This is a genomic window from Planctomicrobium aquicomposti, assembly GCF_051466325.1.
In the GTDB taxonomy this organism is placed as follows: Bacteria; Planctomycetota; Planctomycetia; order Planctomycetales; family Planctomycetaceae; genus Planctomicrobium.
In genome coordinates this window covers 2047160-2067110 of the sequence record NZ_CP195792.1, presented here as the reverse complement: position 1 = coordinate 2067110, position 19951 = coordinate 2047160, and the positions used below count along the sequence as shown (strand labels likewise).

Below are 19951 nucleotides of genomic sequence, written 5' to 3'. Positions count from 1 at the left end.
CTCGTTCTTTCCTGACATGGTCAATGGCCCGGGCAAAGAAGAACGGATTGCGGCGCTGAACACCGCGTCATTCATCTATTGTCGCGAAACGAAATCGCTGCAGCCCCTGCAAGCGGCACGCGTCAATGCGCCGTTTACGGAGTTTGCAGCGGATGGCTGCTTCGGGATCGACGTCCGCGATGAAGAAAAAGCGATCGCGCGGATGAAAAAGCACGGCTTGGAAGAGAAAAAATTCATCACCATCCAGCTGCGAACGCACAGTCCCTCTTCACCCGGTGTCGACGACAAACGTCCGCAGAAGCTGAATCCGCTTCATCCGACGCCCGAAAACATTGCCGACGATAAACGCCGCGCGAAGGTCTATCAGGACCTGATCAGCATGTGGGTGAAGGAAACAGGCGGGAAGGTGGTGATTGCCCCCGAGGCACGCAAGGAGATGATTTACAACAAGAAGTTCATCTCCGATCCGCTGCCTCGCGAGTTGAAGCGGCATGTGGTCACCTTCGACGAATCCTGGAGTGCTGATGAAGCCTGCTCTTTCTTCGCCCGCGCCCACACGGTGGTCTGTCACGAACCGCATTCGCCGATCATGGCGCTGACGGTCGGGACACCCATCCTGCACACATTCTCAGAAGATCGTTCACCGAAATGCTGGATGTTCAAAGATATTGGCCTTGAAGAATGGGCCCCTGAATTCGACAGCATTTCCGCGGAGGGGATGTTCGAGATTCTCATGGGAATTCATCGCGACGACCCGGCTGCGCAGGCCAAGGTCCAGAAGGCGATGGCCTATGTCGAGGACCGGGTCCAGGCCCAGATGAACCAGCTTCGCAAGGTGCTCAACAGCTAGGGGCCGTCGCGTCAAAGTTCGGTGGTCTCAGCGTGTCACATGAGTGGCCGGACTCGCCAATTGGAATCGTCGCTGACTCGGGATCTGGGCGAGAGCGAATTGCTCTGTTCAGTGCCCGCGCAGCCAGCGTTTCGCCTGGTAAAAGGCCGACGGCCGCGGGGCCAGAACGGGGCAATCAAAAGTCAAATTGCCCTAGAAATCGACGAATGAATCGAGCGTGAGGAGGACGAGAATCAACAGCCCGCAGATCAGCTTGCCGGCAGTTCCCATCAGGCGACCCACAAAGGCCCCGGTCCCGATTGCCATTCGCTCCTGATGATTCCGGTCCCGTTCCCCGTAGTAAGCTCCGGCAAAAGCACCAATGGCTCCCCCTCCCACAGCCCCAATGATGGGACCGACGACCGGAATCGGCAATCCCAGAGAAGCGCCGACAATGCTTCCCACAATGGACGCGACAATCGAAAATGCCGCACCGCGGCGGCTGCCCCCCTGCTTCTTCGCCCCCGCGGCACTCGCCACGAACTCCCAGACCTCTCCGCCAATGGCAATGATCAGTCCTGCGATCAGAACACTCGCTTCGAGCCGAGGGTGGATGTCGGCCGGCTGCAGGTAAAGATAGAGGCTCCCAAAAACCAGCATCAACCAGTTTCCGGGGAGCGAAAACAGATTGCTGGCAAGGCTCAGCGAATTGACGACTAAAAGCAGGGATGCCCAGACATAGATCATGAATTCGTTCCGCAGGGGATCCCGGAGAGCTTGGTCCCACCCATCATATCGGGTTCTTTCCGATTGTCATGGCGAACGCGAAATTGACCAGCGGAGGGCGAGAGGTATCGGAAAATTCAGAGTGCCTTCCGCCTCGATACGTGACTTGGATGGGCTCGAACACTAATCTCACGGCAAAGTCAGCCTCGGTTTTGCAAGTCTCGGCAGTCAGCGCAGAGAGTGTGAGTTTCGCATGCCCATTGATTTTCGTTGTGAATGCGGCTTCCAGAGTCGGCTGAAGGACGAGTTCCAAGGCAAAAAAATCAAATGTCCGCAATGCAAAAAGCCGTCCGTTGTCGGTGAAGAGAAAAAAGGGACAGCGAAGGGGAAAAAGTCGGGCAAACCGTCTGACGAGCAGGGAGATTTGCTGAGTCTGAATCTCGACTCGTTCTCTCACGAAGAAATCGAAGTCATCGATCCAGCGGTGCTCGCCAAGCAGCAGGCGGAAGAGAGAAAACGCCAGCAGCGTGAAGAACGTCGCAAAAACGGCCTGGGGCCGGGAGTGATCCTGGGACTGGCCCTGACGGTTCTGGCGTCGGCTGGCGTGATTGCTGCTCTGATTTTCTATGTCATCCCCACGGTGAAAGAGAAAGTGGGAGACAAGTCGGCGGAAGTCACGGAAGAGAACCCGGCGGGCGGGGCCCCACCCGCTGCGGGGAAATCGAAATAAGCACTCTCGGACCGTTCCCGCCCCCCAACAACACGCAGGTCCGTTTATCCCTTGCCTCCCTTCCCCGATCGGGTTGGATCAAGCGGAGGAACAGCGACGGCCGGAAAACGGCTCCTCCCCGGTCCCTTGACGCAATGCAATAGCGCAAGTACACATGGCTTTTGGCGTTGTGAAGAATTGAACTCTCGGACCCCCTGCAAGGCAGCGAAATGACCAGTGGCTGGGTTGTTTTCGGTTTAATCATCGCCTGTCTGGTGCTGATTGTCGGCTTCGCCATCTTCGCGAAGTATCTGGGGCTGTGGGTGCAGTGCATTCTGACCGGAGCCCGAGTCAAACTCCGGGAACTGATCGTGATGCCGTTCCGCAAAGTGAACCCGACGATCATTGTCCGCTCGAAAATTATGGCGACCCAGGCGGGTCTGACCGAGGCATTTGGAATCACCACCCGCGCACTGGAGGCCCATTACCTCGCGGGGGGGAATGTGCCGAATGTGATTCGGGCACTCGTCGCGGCGCACCGCGCAGGGATTGACATGGATTGGCAGGTCGCACAGGCCATCGATCTGGCGGGGCGAGATGTGCTCGACGCGGTGCGGACCAGCGTCTATCCCAAAGTCATCGACTGCCCCGACCCGAAGAAAAGCGTCGGCACTCTGGATGCTGTGGCAGCAGACGGTGTGCAGCTGAAGGCCCGCGCTCGTGTGACGGTGCGGACGAATATCCAACAGCTGATCGGGGGAGCCACCGAAGAAACCGTCATTGCACGCGTCGGTCAGGGGATCGTTCAGGCGATCGGCTCGACCCCTTCGTACAAGCAGGTGCTGGAATTCCCGGACCGCATTTCACAGACAGTGCTGAATCAGGGGCTGGAAGCGCAAACCGCCTTCGAGATTGTTTCGATTGACATTGCCGATATCGATGTGGGTGACAATATCGGTGCCCGCCTGCAGGCTGACCAGGCAGAAGCGGACATGCGGGTCGCCCAGGCCCGCGCAGAGCAGCGTCGAGCCGCAGCAGCGGCCCAGGAACAGGAAATGGTCGCACTGACGACAGAAAACCGGGCGGCCGTGGTTCTGTCGGAAGCAGAGGTGCCGATGGCGATCTCCAACGCATTCCGTCAGGGAAAACTCGGGCTGATGGATTACTATGAATTGAAGAATGTGCAGGCCGACACATCAATGCGGTCCGCCATTGCGGGAGTCGGAGACGAAGTCGCCCCGTCCGGGAAGCGAATCAGCTGAATAACCCAGGGACGGTACGTCTGGTGCATACCAGTTCGAAGTCACGTTTCGCGAGCCCCATTTTCTGCAGCATGGTTGCTGATCTCACGATCTGTGAATTCACCCTGAAGGCCCGATGACATGATTCCATTGCCGGTGACACTCGCCGTCGACATCGATGGAGTGATCTGGGTCGCAGCGATCTTCTTTATGATCGTCGGCTGGATTCGCAATCTCATTACTGGGGTCAAACCGCCAGGAGGAGGACCGCCCCGGCCGCGACCCGCCAATGCAGAGGGGAACGCCCGGAGAGACCTCATCCAGCAGGAAATCGATCGCTTTCTGAAGCAGGGACAACGTGGTGGCCCGACCGCCCAGATTCCTCAACCGGAGGAACGTCGGGCACCCTCTCCCGTCCCGCAGGAGAGCCACCGTAGTCGGGAAGAGATCTGGAAAGAACAGACCGGGAAGAAGCAGAAACAACAGCGGAACAAAGGAGCCAATCGCCAGCAGCCCGCAGCAGCGAAGAAAGCGGCCCCCCCTCGTCAGCCTGTGGTTCCCGCTGCGGCACCTGTTTCGAAAGAGAAAATCTCTGCAGCAACAACGGTTCTGGGGGAAAGCAGTGAGGCAGCCCACCGCCCGACAGCATTTAAAGCGACCCACGAAACCTATCGCTCACCCGCAGCGGCGATGATGTCTGCACTGCGCTCTCGAAAAGGAGTCCGCGACGCGATCCTGATTCAGGAAATTTTGTCGCCCCCCCTCTCCCTGCGCAAGAAGCCGTAGCCCTGCGGTGCCGGCATCCTGGGTGGGCTTAACGCGGCACTCGTTTCCAGGACGGTGTGCAACAGCCGTTTTGCACCAACGGTCCGTGCCGAATTCCGGAACGGAGACCGGCCATTGCAATTTCGACACATTTCCCTGAAGCGTCTGCAGGGGACACATGTGGACTGAGGCTTTTCGCAGCAAGTTCCACAAACGCCGACTGGCATATCAGAGAACGCCCCCGAGGATGAGAATTCTCTGTTCAGAGCGTCCCGATGGCTGGAATCTCACTCGCCGTCACGGGTGTGGCGATATAATCGATTCTCAAGTTCGTCGATCCCTTTTTCGTGGGATGGGCTCGACTGGCGGCTCTGCATTTCAAAGTAGGCAAAAGCAATAATACCGACGATCCCAGAGCCAAACGTGATGGCGGCAAATCCGGGGGGAAGCGTTGCCCCGACCCCCATTCCAAGGAGCGTAAAGGCCGGAATGACAATCGAGAACCGGGAGATCAGCTGACGAACCGGCGCGGCCAAGGGGCCTGCTTCCATTGGATCTATTGTCGACATCTTTTGACTCCCCTCACTGTTGGAACACCGAAGGTCAATTAGGTCGTTCGCCGGTTTCCTGCCTTGGAAACATAGGCCACACACGTTTAATATTGCAACATTTGACTTTGTGATTCCCCCACCTGATGAGACTGCTGAACTGACTTTGCGGGCATTAATGATTTTTCCGTGAACGAGTTCGTTTTCCTGCCTGAGAGATGAGGTCGTGAATCGTGTTGAGCGAATCAACAGACTTGAAGTCCGTCCTGATTGTCGACGACCACGAAATGGTGGCACAGGCCCTGGGGCGGGCAATTGATTTGTCCGAAACCCTGAGAACTTCAGGAATTGCCACCACTCCGGAGGCTGCCATTTCGCTGGCAGTGCAGTCTCGTCCGGATGTCGCCCTGATCGACGTCCAGCTGCCGGGACAAAGTGGTTTCGATATTGCCGCCGAGATGTTTCGGCAAGTCGGGCATTTCCCAGTCATCTTCCTGAGCGGGATGCTGTCAGACCTACATCTGCATCGAGCGCTCTCGCTGCACTGCGCCGGATTTCTCATCAAAGGTGGACCGATCTCCTTTCTGTGCGACGCTTTAAATCGAGCGACTCAGGGCAAGCAGGTCTTCTGCGACGAAGCGCTGGCCCGCCTGGAAGCAGATCCGCAAACGGGTCGACTCCGTTGTCGCCAGAAGCTGGACCTCATGAAGCTCTCTTCACGCCAGCTGGACGTTCTCCGACATCTCGCCAGCGGGCTGAGTGTCCGTGATATTGCAACCCGCATGCAGCTGACCGAAAAGGCGGTTGACAGCCAGAAGTACCGGCTGATGAAGCGGCTTTGTATTCATGACCGTGTGGAGCTGTCCCGAATGGCAATTCGAGAGGGGCTGCTCGAGCCGTAAAGTCTGCTACTGTTTCACGATGTTGACGCCGCGACGGGTTGAGCCTTCAGCCCGTCGCTTGCTGTTGGTGGCGCTGAATTGACTGAGGGGCTTGCAACGGGAGCGGACTTGCCTGTTGAATCGCTGGAGAAAGTGGATCACCACGGGCGACGCGCAGCCGGGAACTGATGCATTGGATTCAGGCTGCGCCATCATTCCGGACGGAGTCGTCCCGATCGCGTACGGAGATTCAATGCCGCGGCAACGGGGCTTGACGTTCTGCTCCGCTGGGATACCCTCGATTGCCTGAAAATTGCTTCTGAATCCGGTTTTCGCGGCATCCGCTTCACGAGAGTGTGAACGGGAGCGACTGACGGTCCGCTCTGAAACCCAAAGTCGCCGCGAACTTTATCGAAGGGTCATTGCCTTGATGCGAATGGTCATGATGGTGCGCCACTGGCGCAGCCAACTGTCGGGATCTGCCCTGTTGCTGTGCATGCTCGGCGTCGTACAGGCAGCCGACAACCGCTTGACCGTTAACCCGGTCAAGAGCTTCGATCAGTTGCAGGCAGCCGCCCGCACGCTGGCTGCGAGCGAGTATCGCCAGCAGCCTCCGGTGCCCGAGTGTCTGTCTCCCGAGCACATGAACTACGACGCGTTTCGACGTATCGGGTTCGACGACACGAAGGCAATTTGGGGAGATACGATCCTCCCCTACCGGATCGGTTTCTACCACAAAGGGTATGTGCATCATGACGACGTCACGATCAATCTGATCGTCGACGGTCAGGAGCAGCCGCTCCCCTTTTCGAAGAACTACTTCCAGTATCGTGAGTTCACCAAGGATCTCCCGATTCCTGACGATCTGGGATTTGCAGGATTTCGTGTCAATGCCTGTTTTCCCGGACAGGTAAAGCTCGAAGAGATTTTCAGCTTTGTCGGAGCCAGCTACTTCCGGGCTCGCCCGGCAGTGGGCGGGCTGGGAACATCGGCTCGTGGCCTGGCGATCGATTGTGGTCTTCCCAAGGCGGAAGAGTTCCCGGTCTTTCGCGAATACTGGATCACCGAACCCGCACCGGGAGACACGTCTCTCAAAGTGCTGGCTCTGTTGGACAGCCCCAGCGTCACCGGTGCCTATGAGTTTCACCTGATTCCGGGGACCGAGTCGACCGACATCGACGTTCGGGCCACGCTCTATTTCCGGAACACTCCGGAAAAGGTCGGCTTCGCCCCGCTGAGCAGCATGTGGATGTGGGGAGATGGACTCGATGGGCCTCAAGGAGATCACCGACCGGAAGTCCATGATTCGGACGGACTCCAGATTGAAACGGCCGACGGGACCTGGTTATGGCGGGCACTCTGTCGGCAGAGTTATCCGTCGCTGGTGCATCTCAGCTATCCCGGGGTGCGAGGTTTCGGTCTGCTGCAGCGTGACCGGACGAAGTCACACTACCTCGATGATGAGGCGCTCTACCATTCCCGTCCCGGCGTCTGGATTGAACCGAAATCGGACTGGGGTCCGGGAGCAGTCGAGCTGCTGGAACTCCCCGCTCCACATGAAGGGATCGACAACGTTGCGGTCTGGTGGGTTCCGGATCAGAAACCGGAACCCGGGAAGCCGGTCGATCTCTCGTACCGGATTTCGTTCTTTGCCGGGGATCGGGCCAACCACACGTTGAAAAAGGCGAGCGCCTACCGTGTGAGCCGCGATCAGCCGGGGATCATCAAGCTGGCGATCGACTTCACCGGCGGTTCTGCTCCGGCGGATGGCCGCATCCCAACAGCAGCAATCACTTCCATTCGAGGTGAAGTGACGTCGTCGAAAGTGGAAGAACGCGTCCCGGGCGTCTGGACGACAAATCTCACGGTGAAGCCGACGGGCGAAGGGCCGGTTGAACTGAAGCTGACGCTCAAGGATGGAGACAAAGACCTGAGCGAGACATGGGCTTACCTCCTGCCGCTCGAGCCTCCTCCGGTTTCCCTCCCTCCTTGGCGCCTGAAAGAGGCAGAGAAGGCCAACGAAGCGGAAAAGGCTGCGGAGCCAGCCGCAGATGCGACCAAGTAGCAACGTCGACCTGCCAAAAAAATGAAAGCCCGCTGACCACTGTCGGCGGGCTTTTTTCGTTGATCAGCCTGAGGTTTCGTCGGCCGTCACTCAGTTCACTTTGATCAGTTCTACTCGGAAGTGCAGGGTTGCGTTCGCCGGGATCACGGGAGGCATTCCACGAGGACCATAGGCCAGTTGCGGAGGAGCGATCAATTCGACTTCTCCCCCTTCGCCAATGAGTTGCATCCCTTCCGTCCAGGCGGGGATGACTCCCCCCAGCGAGGTCCGAAAGGGCTCATTTCGCTTGTAGCTGCTGTCGAATTCGCGACCGTTGTCGAGCCAGCCTTTGTAATGGCAGGTGACATTGGAGCTGGCAGTCGGCTTCCGCGCGTTGCCCGGCTTGATGATCTTGTACTGCAGGCCGCTGGCTGTCGTCTTGAACTCCGTGTCCGCCGGCGCTTCGGCTGCTGCTTCATTGGCAGCAGGAATGACATCGAGCTGCGGCTCTGCGACCTCGACCAATTCCTGCTCACGGATTTCGGCCCTGGTGGCCTCTTCTTCCGGACCCGATACGCAACTCGACAGTAATGACGCAACAAGGCAACCAGTGAGAAGAGTTCTCATAAAGGCTCGCACTGAAAATTCGGTTGAGAAACTGGGAGATGAATCCAGACGGGAAGTGGCCTGGCCGAATGAGATGAATTACCTGACCTCAAGCAATTCGACCTCGAAATGGAGTGTTGCTCCACCTGGAATGACGGGAGGCATTCCTCGAGGACCGTAGCCAAGATTCGACGGGATTTCCAGTTCGACCCTTCCCCCTTCCTGGACGAGTTGCAGTCCTTCCGTCCAGCCGGGAATCACACGGTTCAATGGAAAGGTGACGGGGGCCCCGCCGAACGAGCTGTCGAACTCATTGCCGTTATCGAGCCACCCCCGGTAATGACAGGTGACGGCACTGCTGGCGGTGGGAGATTTGCCACTGCCCGCTGCCAGAATTCTGTACTTCAGGCCGCTTCCGGTTGTCTGGAAAGGGGCATTTGCGGGATCGGTCATGGGAGCTCCGGTTCTGAACGGGGAAAGTTGCGTCTGTCCGCAGTCGATGCCTTCCGATTCGAAATCAGGAAGCGGGCCGACTCGTCGATCACGCGGAATCTGAAGACTGGGTCAGCTGGACCAGAAGATCATCGACGAATCTTCCGGCCGCACGTCGCGGCCGCCGAGCAGCGTTGCCCGAAGCCTGTAATTCGGGCTGATATCGAAACTGAGAGCATATTCCTTCACCCATTGCCGTCCTGGAAGAAGAGGCTTTCTGTCGTACAGAAATACGCTGCTGAGGCGAGGCAATGAGCAAACGGCCCTCAAAAGTGGTCCCTGCAGCATGCGAAGCACGCTGCAGAGACCGTAATTGCGTGACTACTCTTTCTTGAAGTCGCCGGCGACGACCGTCACGATTTTTGAAGGATCGATCCATTTCCGCATGGTCTCTCCGACCTGTGCGACAGTCAGTTGCTGAATCTGCTGGTCCCGTGTCGAGTAGAACAACAGGTCACGGTTCAGGTACAGCGAAGATGTCAGCAGCGAGGCGATGTAACTGTCATCATTGCGTTCGATGAGCTGTCCCTCCAGGTAGCCTTTCTTGGCGGCCTGAAGTTCCTCTTCGGTAATCCCCTCCTTGAGCAGGAGCGCCACTTCTTCCTGGATCGCGGTCTCCACCTTGGTCGTGTTGGTCGGATTGAAGATGGCGTACATCAGGAAGGTAGTCCGCTGGTCGAGTGCCGAGGACCGGACCACCGAGCCGACACCGTAGGAAAGCCCTTCTTTCTGTCGGACACGATCCCCCAGTCGAGAAGAGAGGCCGCTGTGGCCCAGCACGAAGTTGCCGATGATCAATCCCGGATAATCCGGATTGTTGTCGAGCATCGGAAAGACGCTGCCGGCCATCAGGGTGGCGTTCTCCTTGTCAGGAGTCCGGATTTCTTCGTGGTTGGAACGCACCGCCACGTTGCCGGTGCGCGGAATGTGAGCAAACACTTCCTTCGCAGACCAATTGGAGAAGATCTTTTCCACGAGCGGCTGAATCTCCGCCGTTTCGAAATCGCCGATCACCACGACTTCGCCGTAGTTCCCGCCGAGGAAGTTGTCATACAGGCGGACAACGGAATCCCGCTGCAGCGCCTTCCAGCGCTCGAGTTCCTCGGCCGGTGAGGCCACGTACCGGACATCGTTGGGCGGATAGGCGGCGTTCAGGGCCCGCGACAGCCCGTTCTGCGCGAGCGCTGACGGATCGGACAGCTGTTGTTCATAGCTGCTGAGACGCTGCGTGCGAATCAATTCAAGTTCGGCAGCGGGAAGCGTGGCTTCACGGACCACTTGCCGCAACAGTTCCAGGGCAGCAGGCAGATGTTCGCGACGGGTGACCATCTCGAAAACGGCGTTGCCGGCCGATGCCCCCTGAAACGGGACGGTCAGCTGCGTTTTGGATTTGTCGAGTTCATCCTGAATCTGCTGCCGCGTCAGTTGCTTGGTCCCTCGCAACATGAGATGCGGGAGGGCTTCACAGGCCAGCGCGAGTCCCTGCAGTGATTCCGCTGTTCCGTAACGCAGGCTCAGTCGGACGACGACGGCCTCGGCCCGGGTCTTCTTGGGAAGGAAAGCCGCTTTCACGCCGGAAGGAAGAATGACACGCTGCGTGCGCTGCTCGATATTTTCGTACGAGACGTCGAACGCCTCTCCCGCAGCGACGACTTCGCGACCTTTGTAGTCACCGATCATCTCAGCCAGATCAGGAGTCTTGGGGACCGAGACCCGCTCGGGAACCTTGGTCGGGATGAAGATTCCAGCAGTGCGATTGTTCTGGCGAAGGTATTGCCTGGCTGCCGCATTGACGCTTTCGACAGTCACCTGTTCCAACCGGTCGCGGTAGAGGAACATCAGTCGCCAGTCCCCCTGCGCGGCCCATTCGCTGAGATATCGGGCCAGTCCGGCACTATCGGTCAGCGACATTTCCCAGATCTTCATCCAGTAGCGTTTGGCCCGTTCGACTTCTTCTTCGGTCACACCCTGCTCGCCTGTCGACTCGATCACTTCCAGCATCTTGCCCAGCAGATCACGTGGCTCGACGCCGGGCGCGGCTTCGGCCATCGCCTTCAGAACTCCCGGATCATGCAGTGAATCGGCATAGCCACTGACGCGTGAGGCGAGTTTGGTTTCCACCAGCGCCTTGTAGAGCCGGCCTGAGGGGGTCGAGGTGAGGATGTAGGCCAGGCAGTCGATCGCGGGGTACTCGGGGCTGGCTCCGGACGGAATGTGATAGACCGCTTCCGCAAGGCCGACATCACCGACGCGACGCAACGTCACCAGCCGTTCGCCGTCCTGTGCCGGCTCTTCGGTATAGGTCTGATCCAGCACACGCTCGGGACGGGGAATCGCTCCGAATTTCTCCTGAATCAGCTTCAGCGCGAATTCCGGATCAAAAGCCCCCGCGACAATCAGCATCGCGTTGTCAGGCTGATAATACTTCTTGTAGAACCGCTGCAGACTTTCGATGGGAACCCGTTCGATATCAGCGCGATTTCCGATCGTCGACTTGCCGTAGTTGTGCCATTCGTAGGCGGCGCTCATGACGCGCTGGTCGAGAATTCCCCGCGGAGAGTTTTCTCCACGTTCAAACTCGTTGCGGACCACGGTCATCTCGGTCGCCAGGTCTTCACCCTTGACGTAGCTGTTGACCATGCGGTCGGCTTCGAGGGTGATCGCGAATTCCAGATTGGCATCGCTGGCAGGGAGAGTCTCATAATAGTTGGTGCGGTCCAGCGAAGTGGTGCCGTTGAAATCGGCTCCGTGGTCTTTGAGGACTTTCGGGATCTGCGGGAAGGTTGGCGTTCCTTTGAACAGCATGTGCTCCAGCAGGTGAGCCATGCCCGCTTCGCCGTAGCCTTCATGTCGCGATCCGACAAAAACCGTCAGATTGACAGTGACCTGAGACTTCGAAGGATCCGGAAACAGGAGGATTTTCAGGCCGTTTTCCAGCTCATATTCCGAAATCCCTTCGACCGAAGTCACCAGCCTGGGTTCGGCTCCCCGGGCGGCCGGAGTCAGCATTGTCATGATCAACATCCCTGCGCAAAAGAGGTCAGCGGCTCGACGGAGCATGATTCGTTCCTTGATCCCTGAAACTGTCCAGTGGGGTCCATCCTTCCGGTTTGTGGCGACGCCGGGTCTAACGTCCTGTCGCCCACCTTCCACAGCGTGTCTTCCCTCAGCGTGGATGGATCCGGTCCGTCGGCAGCAACGGATACCCCTCTCGGTACTCACGCGGCATGGTAGCAGTGAGTCCGCCATTTGAAAACTGGTGTCCCGTTCGCAGAACCGGGGCAGGTTGCCGCATTTGCCCCCGGCACTCCGACAGGGAGTTGGAAGCGGACTTTTAGCCGGACAATGAGCTGAGAATCGCCGAAGTCGATAGCCCGGCACGAACCAGTTTGCCTAGAATAGACATCTGGCCGGAAGGGTCCTGCGGTGCCGCCCGGTCAAGTCGATTCAGGTTCAGTGCGGATATTGGGAGAGCCGAGAGTGGCCGACGAAGATCGATGGGCAGCAGAGTGTTTTCGCCGTGGAAATGACGCGATCAACAAGCAGAACTGGGGACTCGCGATGGAGATGTTCCTGTCCTGCGTCAAGCTCAAGCCCCAGAATCTGACTTACCGTCAATTGTTGCGACAGTCGACGAAGAAGAAATACAACGACAACGGCAAAGGGGGCGGGACATTCGAGCGCACCAAGCTGATGGGCATCCGCAGCCGCATCAAGAAGGCCAAGACCGCTGGAGACTGGGATGAGGTTTCGCGGGCCTGCGAAGAAGGGTTTCTCGTCAACCCGTGGGATACGCAGCTCAACGAGGAACTTGCAGAAGCCTCCGTCAAGCTGGAGCGAACCGATATCGCCCGGTTTGCGCTCATGGAAGCCTGTAAGGCAGCCCCCCGAGACAAAGCGTTGCTGACAAAACTGGCGGAGTTGCTGCGCGAGCGCCGTGAGTACGACGATGCGATCAAGGTCTGGGAGCAGGTTCACAAACTGGAACCGGCCGACATGACCGCGAGCCGTAAAATTACCGAGCTGCAGACCGAGAAGACCACGGACCGCGGCGGTTATACCGACGCTCAAAACACGCGTGACGTGGCCTCCAATCGAGGTGCCACCGCCGGTCGGCGGGGTGAGTCGGTCGCTCCCGGTCAGGATGCGGAGACCGACCTGCGGCACGCGATCCGGAAAGAGCCGACCAAGATCGAGCACTATCTGAAGCTCGCGTCTCATTTGAAATCGGCCCGAAAGTTCGAAGACGCGTATGAGGTCATGAAGACCGCCGAGGAAGTGTCGGGGAATGATCCCTCCGTCCGCGAGCAGGCCGAAGATTATGAACTGCTCATGACGAAGTACCAACTGGACGCCGCGAAAGAAAAGGCGTCCGCCAGTGGGAGCGATGAGGATCGCAAGCAGGTCGCGCAGATGTCGATCGACTTCCGGACCCGCAGAATCGAAATTCTTACGGCACGGGTCGACCGTTATCCGTCCAATCTGAACATCAAGTATGAATTGGCACTGCTGCTGATGCAGCTGCAGAAATGGTCTCAGGCGATCCCGCTCTTGCAGAAATCGGCTCAGGATCCACGAATGAAGACCAAGTCGCTGGTCGCCCTGGGGAAGAGCTTCGTCTATGACAAGAAGCCGTCGCTGGCCCGCGGCCAGTTCGAACGGGCGCTCCCGGATCTGAGTCCAGAGAACGACATCGACCTTTACAAAGAGTGCTACTACCTGCTGGGGCGGATTTGCGAAGACGAACTCGGGGACAAGGCCGCCGCGGAGAAATATTACGGCGAAATCATTGTCCACGATTACGATTATAAAGATGCACGCCAGCGGCTCGAAAAACTGCAGAGCGGAGGAGGCGCCTGACGCATCCGGCAGGCAGGAGTCCGTGCGGTATCGGAACGCGATCAATATTCGCGATGCTGCACGGATGGAGTGCCAACGCAGGGGCTCCTGCGTTCCCCCTTCCGGTCGCTCAGCCTGCCATCGTCAGGATCTCGCCTTTGCCGAGTTCGAGGAAATCTCCCCGATAGAGATCAAATTCGGCTGACAGGCAGGGTTCCGGGACGACGAATCCCAGCCGCTGCAGAGAACGGAGAGTCAGGTGCATCGCCACGAACCGCTCGGTCGTGGCATAGCGGAATGTCGGGAGCAGTTCAGGTTGTTGGCGGGGGCTGAGCAGGCCGATCGTCCCCCGCTTCATGTTGGCGCCGGGAAGTCGGCCGACCGATCCGAAAATCAGGATCGTCCCGGCAATCATGCTGGCACCGGCCGCATCGCCTGCCTGCCCGCCCACCGCAATGACCCCTCGGCGCATCGCTTGGCCGATCTCGTGCCCCGCGTGACCGGCGATCAGAATTTCGCCGCCGGTCATCCCTTTTCGAGCGCCGCAGTCCGCCGCGCCGACCCGATTTCCGGCATTCCCCTGGATGCGAATGCGTCCGCTCCGCATCTGAACGCCGACCCGGTCGCCCGCATCTCCCTCGACAACAATTTCGCCGCCGCGCATCTCTTCCCCAAGACGAACCCCCGCGGAACCTAGAACACGAATGCGGCCCACAGCGTGCCCGGTTCCAATCCCCTGAACGTTGCGGCAGTCTCCCTCAAAAATCAGCAGCTGATCCGCCGCAGCAGACCCGCTCACATGAAAGATCTCGCCACAGGGGAGCTGCCGGTTCCCAATGCCAATCACGGTCCGGGCGGCGGTGGACTCGTCCTGGCCGCAAAGCTGATCGAGCCGCAGCGACGAGACATCGACGGGGAGGGCCCCCGGGGCACGCAGCGTCAATGTAATGGGCATTTCGTTGTGCTTTGCTGGATTCGGCTCAGATTCTGAGAGTGAACTGCAGGTGGCAGGCAGTATGCCGAACAACTTGTTCTAATACTACTGCAGTCATCACAGTGAGGCGGTGCACTTCAGTCCCGTCAGCCGATCTCGGGCGGAACGAGAGAAACCGTACTTTGCGGACACGTTTCCGAAAGCCTCCTGCCAAAGTTGGAAAGCATGAAACTCGTCGCTCTGATTGGCGATCGGGCAGCCTGGCCGTTTCTGCACGCCGCTTTGCAGCTGAGTGGAACTCCGCAAATCCGGGCTTGGGGAGAAAGTGCCGAGTGGCAACAGAGACTACAAAACGATTTTCCTGAACTGGATGTCGTGGAAAGCTGGGACCTGCTGTTGACGGAAGAGATGCCCGACGCAGTGTTGGTTGCCGGCACATCCGCTGAGATTGTGGCCGCCATGCACCAGTTGGCGCAGCGGAAGGTGCCGTTGTGGATCGTCACCGATACTGTTGCTGGTCCACCGGCCTTGTTTCAGTCGATGCGGATCTGGCAGGACCATCCCGATTTGATTCGCCCCCTCATGACATCGGGGGTTCGTGAAGTTGCCCGAAGGTTCGCCGCTCCTCCCGACGAATCAACCGGCGCCCCCTACTGGAAACTGGAATTCGTTCGCGGCGTTCCGTCAGTCCCAATCGGCAGCGGCCTAAACCCCGCACTGGTCGACCGCTGGCTGCTGCAGGACCTTGACTGGATTCGCACTCTGTGCGGCCGTCACACGCAGGTGACGATGCAATGTTCCGGACACCCCGGGACTGATCCGCAGCAGGTTGAGGTTGTCCTGCGTGGAGACGGGCTGCCGGAGGCTCGCTGGACCCTCACTTCCGGACCGAAAGCCGAATGGCGGCTGACAGTCCATCAACAACAGGAGAGGATCGAAGTCAGCGCTCGCGAGCAGCGGTCGACAGAACGGCAGGTGGAATCGGCCGAAGTGATTCCTCTGGAAGACGCCATGAATGCCGATGCGGGCTCACAACTGCAGGAGTTGATTAAGCCTCTTCAGGGCTCGACACCACGCTGGGAAGACATATTGCAACTCGGTGAGCTGGCGGCCGCCGCACGGCGTTCTCATCAGCGTCGGCGGACCATCGATCTCCACTATGAAGACGTCTCGGAGCGAAGTCAGTTCAAATCGCAGATGACAGCCATTGGCTGCGGTGCACTGTTATGGGCTCTGTTCGGAACTGTGGCGCTGCTGGGACTCGCGAAGCTCATCGATCCCCGAGACCGGGAGTACCGTCGCTCACAGAACGCGGGGTTCATACTGCGGGATACAGAGTTTGTTGATCAGCAGCCGCAGCTAACGGATGCCGGCCGTGCCCACCTGCAGGAGATCGCTCGTCATTGGTCTCAGACCAGCCCGGTCCTCATCGTCGAATCGACTCCCGATGACGAATTGGCCAATGCCCGTCGTCAGCTGATTATGACGCAACTGGAACAGTCGCAGCTGCGCGATGTCGGCAACCGGCTGAATGTAAGAAATCTCCCAGGCCCGTGGTACGAGAGAATCGTATCCCTGCTGTGGGTGGCGGTCTTTCTGCCGCTGGGAATCTATCTCGCCTTGCAGGGATTGCTCTTTGTCTCTCGGCCGGCAGCCCACTGAGAAATCCTCAGCCGGCAGCGGCTGTCGGCGTCTCGGGGAGCGGTAGCCGGTGTTTCAGCTTCACCTTCTGGAATCGTTCACCGCGGGCGTCATAGAAATAGACGACGTTGGGATCGGCGGCCCAGATGGCAGTGAGTCGGACGCTGCGCAGTCCCTGCAGAGAATATTCCAGACCGCACGGTTTCCCCTGAGAGAAGAGCGGGGAAACGCGGGTGACAAACTGGTCGCTCAACAGGTTTTCCGCGTCGCACAGCGTGCGATGGATATAGGTGTGTAGCTCATCCAGCGTGGTAGGGTCTGAAGAAGACCGGCTCATTGTCTGTCCTGCGAAGCATGGTCTGCATCGGATCGGTCGATTCGGCACCGCGCGAAATCAGGCGTCTCAACGGGATGGGGACCGCCACATCAGCACTTTGCCGGGACCGAAGAAATCGGCCAGCCCGTCACGAAGACATGACTGAAAATGAAAGAACCCGCACATTGCCAGGAATGTGCGGGTACGTTCGCAAACATGTCAGGGAATCGGAGCGGGCTGGCGGGACGAGGTTGGTCGCGGAAGTGTTGTCCCTGCACGGATCACTTGCTTCCCCGTCTGCAACCACCGGTCGCGAGTCCCCTCCCGCTTACGGGCTGACGGTGCGGTGGCTGTGGTCGTCATCTTCTGCCAGGGCGATGATCCCGGTCGTGGCACCGATGGCACCCAGTCCCACGCCGACGTAGGTCAGAGTCGTGTTGGAACCACCCTGCCCGCGGACCACTCCGGACTTCACAATCGTGGCCGACTGCGCAGAGTTGGCGGGGGCGACGTTGGAATCCCAGGCGCGGACGACTTCGAGTCCGTTGGGAGACTGGATTTCGTAAGCACCCGTTTTCAGGTTGCTGACGGTGAAGACCCCTTTGGCGTCGGTCGTGGTGCGGGAAATTTCCCGGGTTCCCTGACGGACGACGATCTGAGCACCGTCAATCGGGGCACCGGTGGCGGTGACATATTGACCTTTGAGGGTTCCCCCCACCAGAACGACATCGCTGCCAATCTGCCGGGTGCTGGCGGGCTTTTCACCAGCCTGGAGGGCCACTGCGGGGATCACGACGCTCAGGCCCGCGGCACATGCGGCGAGGCGAGCGAAATAAGAGTATTTGCGCATAGCTTTGGATGTCCTGTTAGAAAGACTCAGAAGCAAGGATCCCGGTCGTTGCCGCACGCCCGAAATGTTGCCCTTGACAGAATTCGAGACCCAGCCGGAGACGGCTGACTCTTCACCTTGAATCGGCATTTCGTGACCCATCACATCGCTGGAAGATGAAAATCACGTTTTTTGTTAGCGAAAGAAGTGGGACTTTCGCTGAACTGCCGAAATTCGCTGCAACGGTAAATCCGGAAAAATCGCTTTGATCGCAAAAATCACTGCAGTCGGAGAGACCGTCAGCATCCTTCTTTCTCCTACGACGTGAGGGACGAGGGGTCAGCTCCCCTCAACCCGCAGATTCTGCCGATAGAGATTTCCGGTTTCTTGTTTCTGATGCCGAGAATCAACATGGGAAAGGTGCGCAATCCTTCAGAGTTGCTGCGCGGGCACAATTTATGAGGTAGCGTTGCATCATTCCCCTTCGGGAAGTGATTTCCGAGTGTGATCCAAAAGGCTATCGGCATGTTCGATCTCAGTCCCGCGATTCTCGTTCTCGTTGTTGCCGTCGGCGTGTTCACCGCCGTCGCCGCATTCTCAGATATTCGGACCTGCCGCATCCCCAACAAACTGACCATTCCGATGTTTTTTGCCGGATGGGTCTATCAGTTGGTGATGTCTCTGCTGTATGGCTGGGAACACCTGGGCTCCGCCGCTTTGGGCTTTCTCGCGGGCTTCGGACTGCTGTTTATCCTGTGGTTTGTCGGAGGAGGGGGAGGCGGTGACGTCAAGCTGATGGGGGCCCTCAGCGTCTGGCTCGGTTTCCATCTGACATTAAGGGTCCTGCTGGTCAGCACCTTGCTGGTGTTGTTCGGGACCGTCGGCGTGGTCTTCTGGAACGTCATCACGCAAGGCTTCCGCAAAACGCGTTCTAAGTTTCTGGCAACTGGCAAGAACGTGACCAGCAAGGCACCGGAATCACGTGAAGACAAGCTGAAACGTCGCGTCATGGCTTATGCGACTCCCATGGCCATTGCCACATGGATCGTGGTGCTGTGGAACGTGCCCAAGCTGAACAACTCGCTGAAAGCGGAACGGGTGACGTCAGTCCCGACCAGCACCTCAACGGTGGAGGGGACATGAGATCATCACGCAGACAGCCTGGCAGAGACCGACGGCAGGGAATGATCAGCATGGAACTCGTGCTGGCCCTGCCGATCCTGCTGTTGCTGATTGCGGCACTGTTCGAGTTCTCCTTCCTGTTTGCGGCCCGTGGAGACGTTGTGCAGGCCGCCCGCGCGGGAGCCCGACTCGCGGCTCTCAATGGAGTTCAGGAAGAAGATATCGAACTGGAAGTGGAACAGACTCTGGGGGGCCGGTTCGGCACCTCTTACTCCGTGGAATCACAACTCGGGACGGCTCCCGGCGATGAAGTGGTCGTGGCGGTGCGTGTCCCGATGACCGCTGCCGCTCCCAATCTGTTGTGGGCCATTGGTTACAACCTGCAGGGACGCGAGATCATCTCTGAGAGTCGAGTCCTGAAAGAGTAATTGAAACAACGGCCGTTACGCGGTAACCGGAGACGCTGCAGTGAGACGTTTGTCACCCGCTCTGCTGACCATGGGCATGCTGGGAGTCATTGGACTTCTGGTGGCCATGTACTTTGGAAAGAAACTGCTGGCGCGCGAAGAGGCTCCGCAGGACCCTGTCGTGAACGTGCCGATGGCACTCGCGGAGCTGAAGCCGGGAACCCGCATTACCGAGGCACACCTCGGTTTGGGGCCGATTCGCCAATCCAAGCTGACACGCGATATCGTGAAAACGAACCGCGTGCTGCTGGGACGCATTGTGAAATCTCCCATTGCTTCGGCGCAGCCGATCAGCACGAACGATCTTTATCCGCCGGGAGAAGGTCCTCCGCTGGCACTCGAGCCGGGAATGCGAGCGGTCACGATTTCGCTCAGCAGTGACGACGGCGTGCAGCCCGGGCAGTATGTCGATGTCCACTTTATTCCATCCAGCTATCCCGATTCCGATGACAATGGGGGACTGATCCTGACGTTGTTCAAGGGGGTCAAGGTCCTTGCCAAGAACGGTCTGTCGACCGGCACGTCTTCCTCTTCCCGCGGGACCACCACCGTCACGCTGGAACTGACTCCCGAGCAGGCCAACATCGTGCTGCTGGCCAAAGACAAAGGGAGCCTCAGTCTGGTTTACACTGGGGAAGGGAAAGGGACCGGAGTCGTCGCCGTCGGCGATGAGAACCGGGCCACCCTGTACCAGATTCTGGGAATCGGTCCTAAACCGGAAGAACCTGCACCGACTCCTCCCTTCACCACGGAAATTTATCCGGGTGCCAGCCGCGAAGTGATTCGCTTCAAGGATGGCGTCCGGAGTTATGGTGATGCCGCCGTAGGCGTCGGTTCCGGTAATCCTGAAACCGGCAGCACGAGCGGAGGCTCGGGACGATCCCGGGGTGGTCCGCCACCGAGTGGCCGTGCCAACACGGTTCCCGGACCGTCTGCCGCCGCAGATCGGGCGACCTATTGAT

Annotated in this window: 19 protein-coding genes; 11 read left to right on the top strand and 8 right to left on the bottom strand. The window is 58.7% G+C overall.

Annotation, left to right across the window (positions count from 1 at the left end; all coding sequences use genetic code 11):
- The first annotated feature begins 16 nt into the window (after positions 1–16).
- Complete coding sequence (locus tag SH664x_RS07925; RefSeq protein WP_437206506.1) at positions 17–850, top strand: polysaccharide pyruvyl transferase family protein; 834 nt, start codon at positions 17–19, stop codon at positions 848–850.
- Positions 851–1042: 192 nt separating this feature from the next.
- Here SH664x_RS07925 and SH664x_RS07920 read toward each other — a convergent pair whose 3' ends face one another.
- Complete coding sequence (locus SH664x_RS07920; protein ID WP_437206504.1) at positions 1043–1576, bottom strand: DUF456 domain-containing protein; 534 nt, start codon at positions 1574–1576, stop codon at positions 1043–1045.
- A gap of 232 nt (positions 1577–1808) precedes the next feature.
- Between SH664x_RS07920 and SH664x_RS07915 the strand changes: the two genes are divergently transcribed.
- The 3 genes from SH664x_RS07915 (at position 1809) to SH664x_RS07905 (ending at position 4291) form a co-directional block, all read left to right on the top strand.
- The gene (locus SH664x_RS07915) at positions 1809–2285 is read left to right on the top strand and encodes a hypothetical protein (RefSeq protein WP_437206502.1); all 477 of its coding nucleotides are present in this window, start codon (positions 1809–1811) and stop codon (positions 2283–2285) included.
- Positions 2286–2494: 209 nt separating this feature from the next.
- On the top strand, positions 2495–3526 hold the full coding sequence (floA, locus tag SH664x_RS07910) for a flotillin-like protein FloA (RefSeq protein WP_437206501.1): 1032 nt from the start codon (positions 2495–2497) through the stop codon (positions 3524–3526).
- A gap of 120 nt (positions 3527–3646) precedes the next feature.
- Entirely contained in the window at positions 3647–4291 is a 645-nt protein-coding gene (locus SH664x_RS07905; protein WP_437206500.1) for a hypothetical protein, read from the top strand.
- 266 nt (positions 4292–4557) lie between these two features.
- Here SH664x_RS07905 and SH664x_RS07900 read toward each other — a convergent pair whose 3' ends face one another.
- The gene (locus tag SH664x_RS07900; protein ID WP_437206498.1) at positions 4558–4839 is read right to left on the bottom strand and encodes a hypothetical protein; all 282 of its coding nucleotides are present in this window, start codon (positions 4837–4839) and stop codon (positions 4558–4560) included.
- A gap of 212 nt (positions 4840–5051) precedes the next feature.
- On the opposite strand from SH664x_RS07900, the gene SH664x_RS07895 reads away from it, so the two are divergent.
- Entirely contained in the window at positions 5052–5720 is a 669-nt protein-coding gene (locus SH664x_RS07895; RefSeq protein ID WP_437206496.1) for a response regulator, read from the top strand.
- 421 nt (positions 5721–6141) lie between these two features.
- Positions 6142–7764 (top strand): glucan biosynthesis protein G, encoded by a 1623-nt coding sequence (locus SH664x_RS07890; RefSeq protein ID WP_437206494.1) that lies wholly within the window; start codon positions 6142–6144, stop codon positions 7762–7764.
- 90 nt (positions 7765–7854) lie between these two features.
- Here SH664x_RS07890 and SH664x_RS07885 read toward each other — a convergent pair whose 3' ends face one another.
- The 3 genes from SH664x_RS07885 to SH664x_RS07875 form a co-directional block, all read right to left on the bottom strand.
- Positions 7855–8268, bottom strand: coding sequence for an FKBP-type peptidyl-prolyl cis-trans isomerase (locus tag SH664x_RS07885; RefSeq protein ID WP_437206492.1), 414 nt, complete (start codon positions 8266–8268; stop codon positions 7855–7857).
- A gap of 180 nt (positions 8269–8448) precedes the next feature.
- Positions 8449–8802 carry an FKBP-type peptidyl-prolyl cis-trans isomerase gene (locus SH664x_RS07880; RefSeq protein ID WP_437206490.1) on the bottom strand — a complete coding sequence of 118 codons (354 nt, stop codon included), beginning with the start codon at positions 8800–8802 and terminating at the stop codon, positions 8449–8451.
- 360 nt (positions 8803–9162) lie between these two features.
- Complete coding sequence (locus SH664x_RS07875) at positions 9163–11856, bottom strand: M16 family metallopeptidase (RefSeq protein ID WP_437206488.1); 2694 nt, start codon at positions 11854–11856, stop codon at positions 9163–9165.
- 465 nt (positions 11857–12321) lie between these two features.
- Here SH664x_RS07875 and SH664x_RS07870 point away from each other — a divergent pair, with 465 nt between their 5' ends.
- Positions 12322–13701, top strand: coding sequence for a tetratricopeptide repeat protein (locus SH664x_RS07870; RefSeq protein WP_437206486.1), 1380 nt, complete (start codon positions 12322–12324; stop codon positions 13699–13701).
- A gap of 109 nt (positions 13702–13810) precedes the next feature.
- Here SH664x_RS07870 and SH664x_RS07865 read toward each other — a convergent pair whose 3' ends face one another.
- On the bottom strand, positions 13811–14635 hold the full coding sequence (locus tag SH664x_RS07865) for a formylmethanofuran dehydrogenase subunit C (protein ID WP_437206485.1): 825 nt from the start codon (positions 14633–14635) through the stop codon (positions 13811–13813).
- Between the two features lie 204 nt (positions 14636–14839).
- On the opposite strand from SH664x_RS07865, the gene SH664x_RS07860 reads away from it, so the two are divergent.
- Positions 14840–16276, top strand: a complete 1437-nt coding sequence (locus SH664x_RS07860; RefSeq protein WP_437206483.1) for a hypothetical protein — start codon at positions 14840–14842, stop codon at positions 16274–16276.
- A gap of 7 nt (positions 16277–16283) precedes the next feature.
- On the opposite strand, the gene SH664x_RS07855 is transcribed toward SH664x_RS07860, so the two are convergent.
- Together SH664x_RS07855 and SH664x_RS07850 are read right to left on the bottom strand one after the other, a co-directional pair.
- Entirely contained in the window at positions 16284–16592 is a 309-nt protein-coding gene (locus SH664x_RS07855) for a hypothetical protein (RefSeq protein ID WP_437206481.1), read from the bottom strand.
- Positions 16593–16899: 307 nt separating this feature from the next.
- The gene (locus SH664x_RS07850) at positions 16900–17421 is read right to left on the bottom strand and encodes a carboxypeptidase-like regulatory domain-containing protein (protein WP_437206480.1); all 522 of its coding nucleotides are present in this window, start codon (positions 17419–17421) and stop codon (positions 16900–16902) included.
- Positions 17422–17925: 504 nt separating this feature from the next.
- Here SH664x_RS07850 and SH664x_RS07845 point away from each other — a divergent pair.
- From SH664x_RS07845 to cpaB, 3 genes are read left to right on the top strand one after another with little or no spacing between them, the layout of a single operon-like run.
- Complete coding sequence (locus tag SH664x_RS07845; protein WP_437206478.1) at positions 17926–18543, top strand: A24 family peptidase; 618 nt, start codon at positions 17926–17928, stop codon at positions 18541–18543.
- Positions 18544–18593: 50 nt separating this feature from the next.
- Positions 18594–18950, top strand: coding sequence for a TadE/TadG family type IV pilus assembly protein (locus tag SH664x_RS07840; RefSeq protein WP_437206477.1), 357 nt, complete (start codon positions 18594–18596; stop codon positions 18948–18950).
- 40 nt (positions 18951–18990) lie between these two features.
- Positions 18991–19950, top strand: a complete 960-nt coding sequence (gene cpaB / locus SH664x_RS07835) for a Flp pilus assembly protein CpaB (protein ID WP_437206475.1) — start codon at positions 18991–18993, stop codon at positions 19948–19950.
- Position 19951: the final 1 nt, after the last annotated feature.

Excerpts from the sequence above, each read along its gene's own strand:
- SH664x_RS07925 (WP_437206506.1), top strand. The coding sequence starts at position 17 with ATGGTCAATGGCCCGGGCAAAGAAGAACGGATTGCGGCGCTGAACACC.
- SH664x_RS07920 (WP_437206504.1), bottom strand. The coding sequence starts at position 1,576 with ATGATCTATGTCTGGGCATCCCTGCTTTTAGTCGTCAATTCGCTGAGC.
- SH664x_RS07915 (WP_437206502.1), top strand. The coding sequence starts at position 1,809 with ATGCCCATTGATTTTCGTTGTGAATGCGGCTTCCAGAGTCGGCTGAAG.
- floA (WP_437206501.1), top strand. The coding sequence starts at position 2,495 with ATGACCAGTGGCTGGGTTGTTTTCGGTTTAATCATCGCCTGTCTGGTG.
- SH664x_RS07905 (WP_437206500.1), top strand. The coding sequence starts at position 3,647 with ATGATTCCATTGCCGGTGACACTCGCCGTCGACATCGATGGAGTGATC.
- SH664x_RS07900 (WP_437206498.1), bottom strand. The coding sequence starts at position 4,839 with ATGTCGACAATAGATCCAATGGAAGCAGGCCCCTTGGCCGCGCCGGTT.
- SH664x_RS07890 (WP_437206494.1), top strand. The coding sequence starts at position 6,142 with ATGATGGTGCGCCACTGGCGCAGCCAACTGTCGGGATCTGCCCTGTTG.
- SH664x_RS07880 (WP_437206490.1), bottom strand. The coding sequence starts at position 8,802 with ATGACCGATCCCGCAAATGCCCCTTTCCAGACAACCGGAAGCGGCCTG.
- SH664x_RS07875 (WP_437206488.1), bottom strand. The coding sequence starts at position 11,856 with ATGACAATGCTGACTCCGGCCGCCCGGGGAGCCGAACCCAGGCTGGTG.
- SH664x_RS07865 (WP_437206485.1), bottom strand. The coding sequence starts at position 14,635 with ATGCCCATTACATTGACGCTGCGTGCCCCGGGGGCCCTCCCCGTCGAT.
- SH664x_RS07860 (WP_437206483.1), top strand. The coding sequence starts at position 14,840 with ATGAAACTCGTCGCTCTGATTGGCGATCGGGCAGCCTGGCCGTTTCTG.
- SH664x_RS07855 (WP_437206481.1), bottom strand. The coding sequence starts at position 16,592 with ATGAGCCGGTCTTCTTCAGACCCTACCACGCTGGATGAGCTACACACC.
- SH664x_RS07850 (WP_437206480.1), bottom strand. The coding sequence starts at position 17,421 with ATGCGCAAATACTCTTATTTCGCTCGCCTCGCCGCATGTGCCGCGGGC.
- SH664x_RS07845 (WP_437206478.1), top strand. The coding sequence starts at position 17,926 with ATGTTCGATCTCAGTCCCGCGATTCTCGTTCTCGTTGTTGCCGTCGGC.
- SH664x_RS07840 (WP_437206477.1), top strand. The coding sequence starts at position 18,594 with ATGGAACTCGTGCTGGCCCTGCCGATCCTGCTGTTGCTGATTGCGGCA.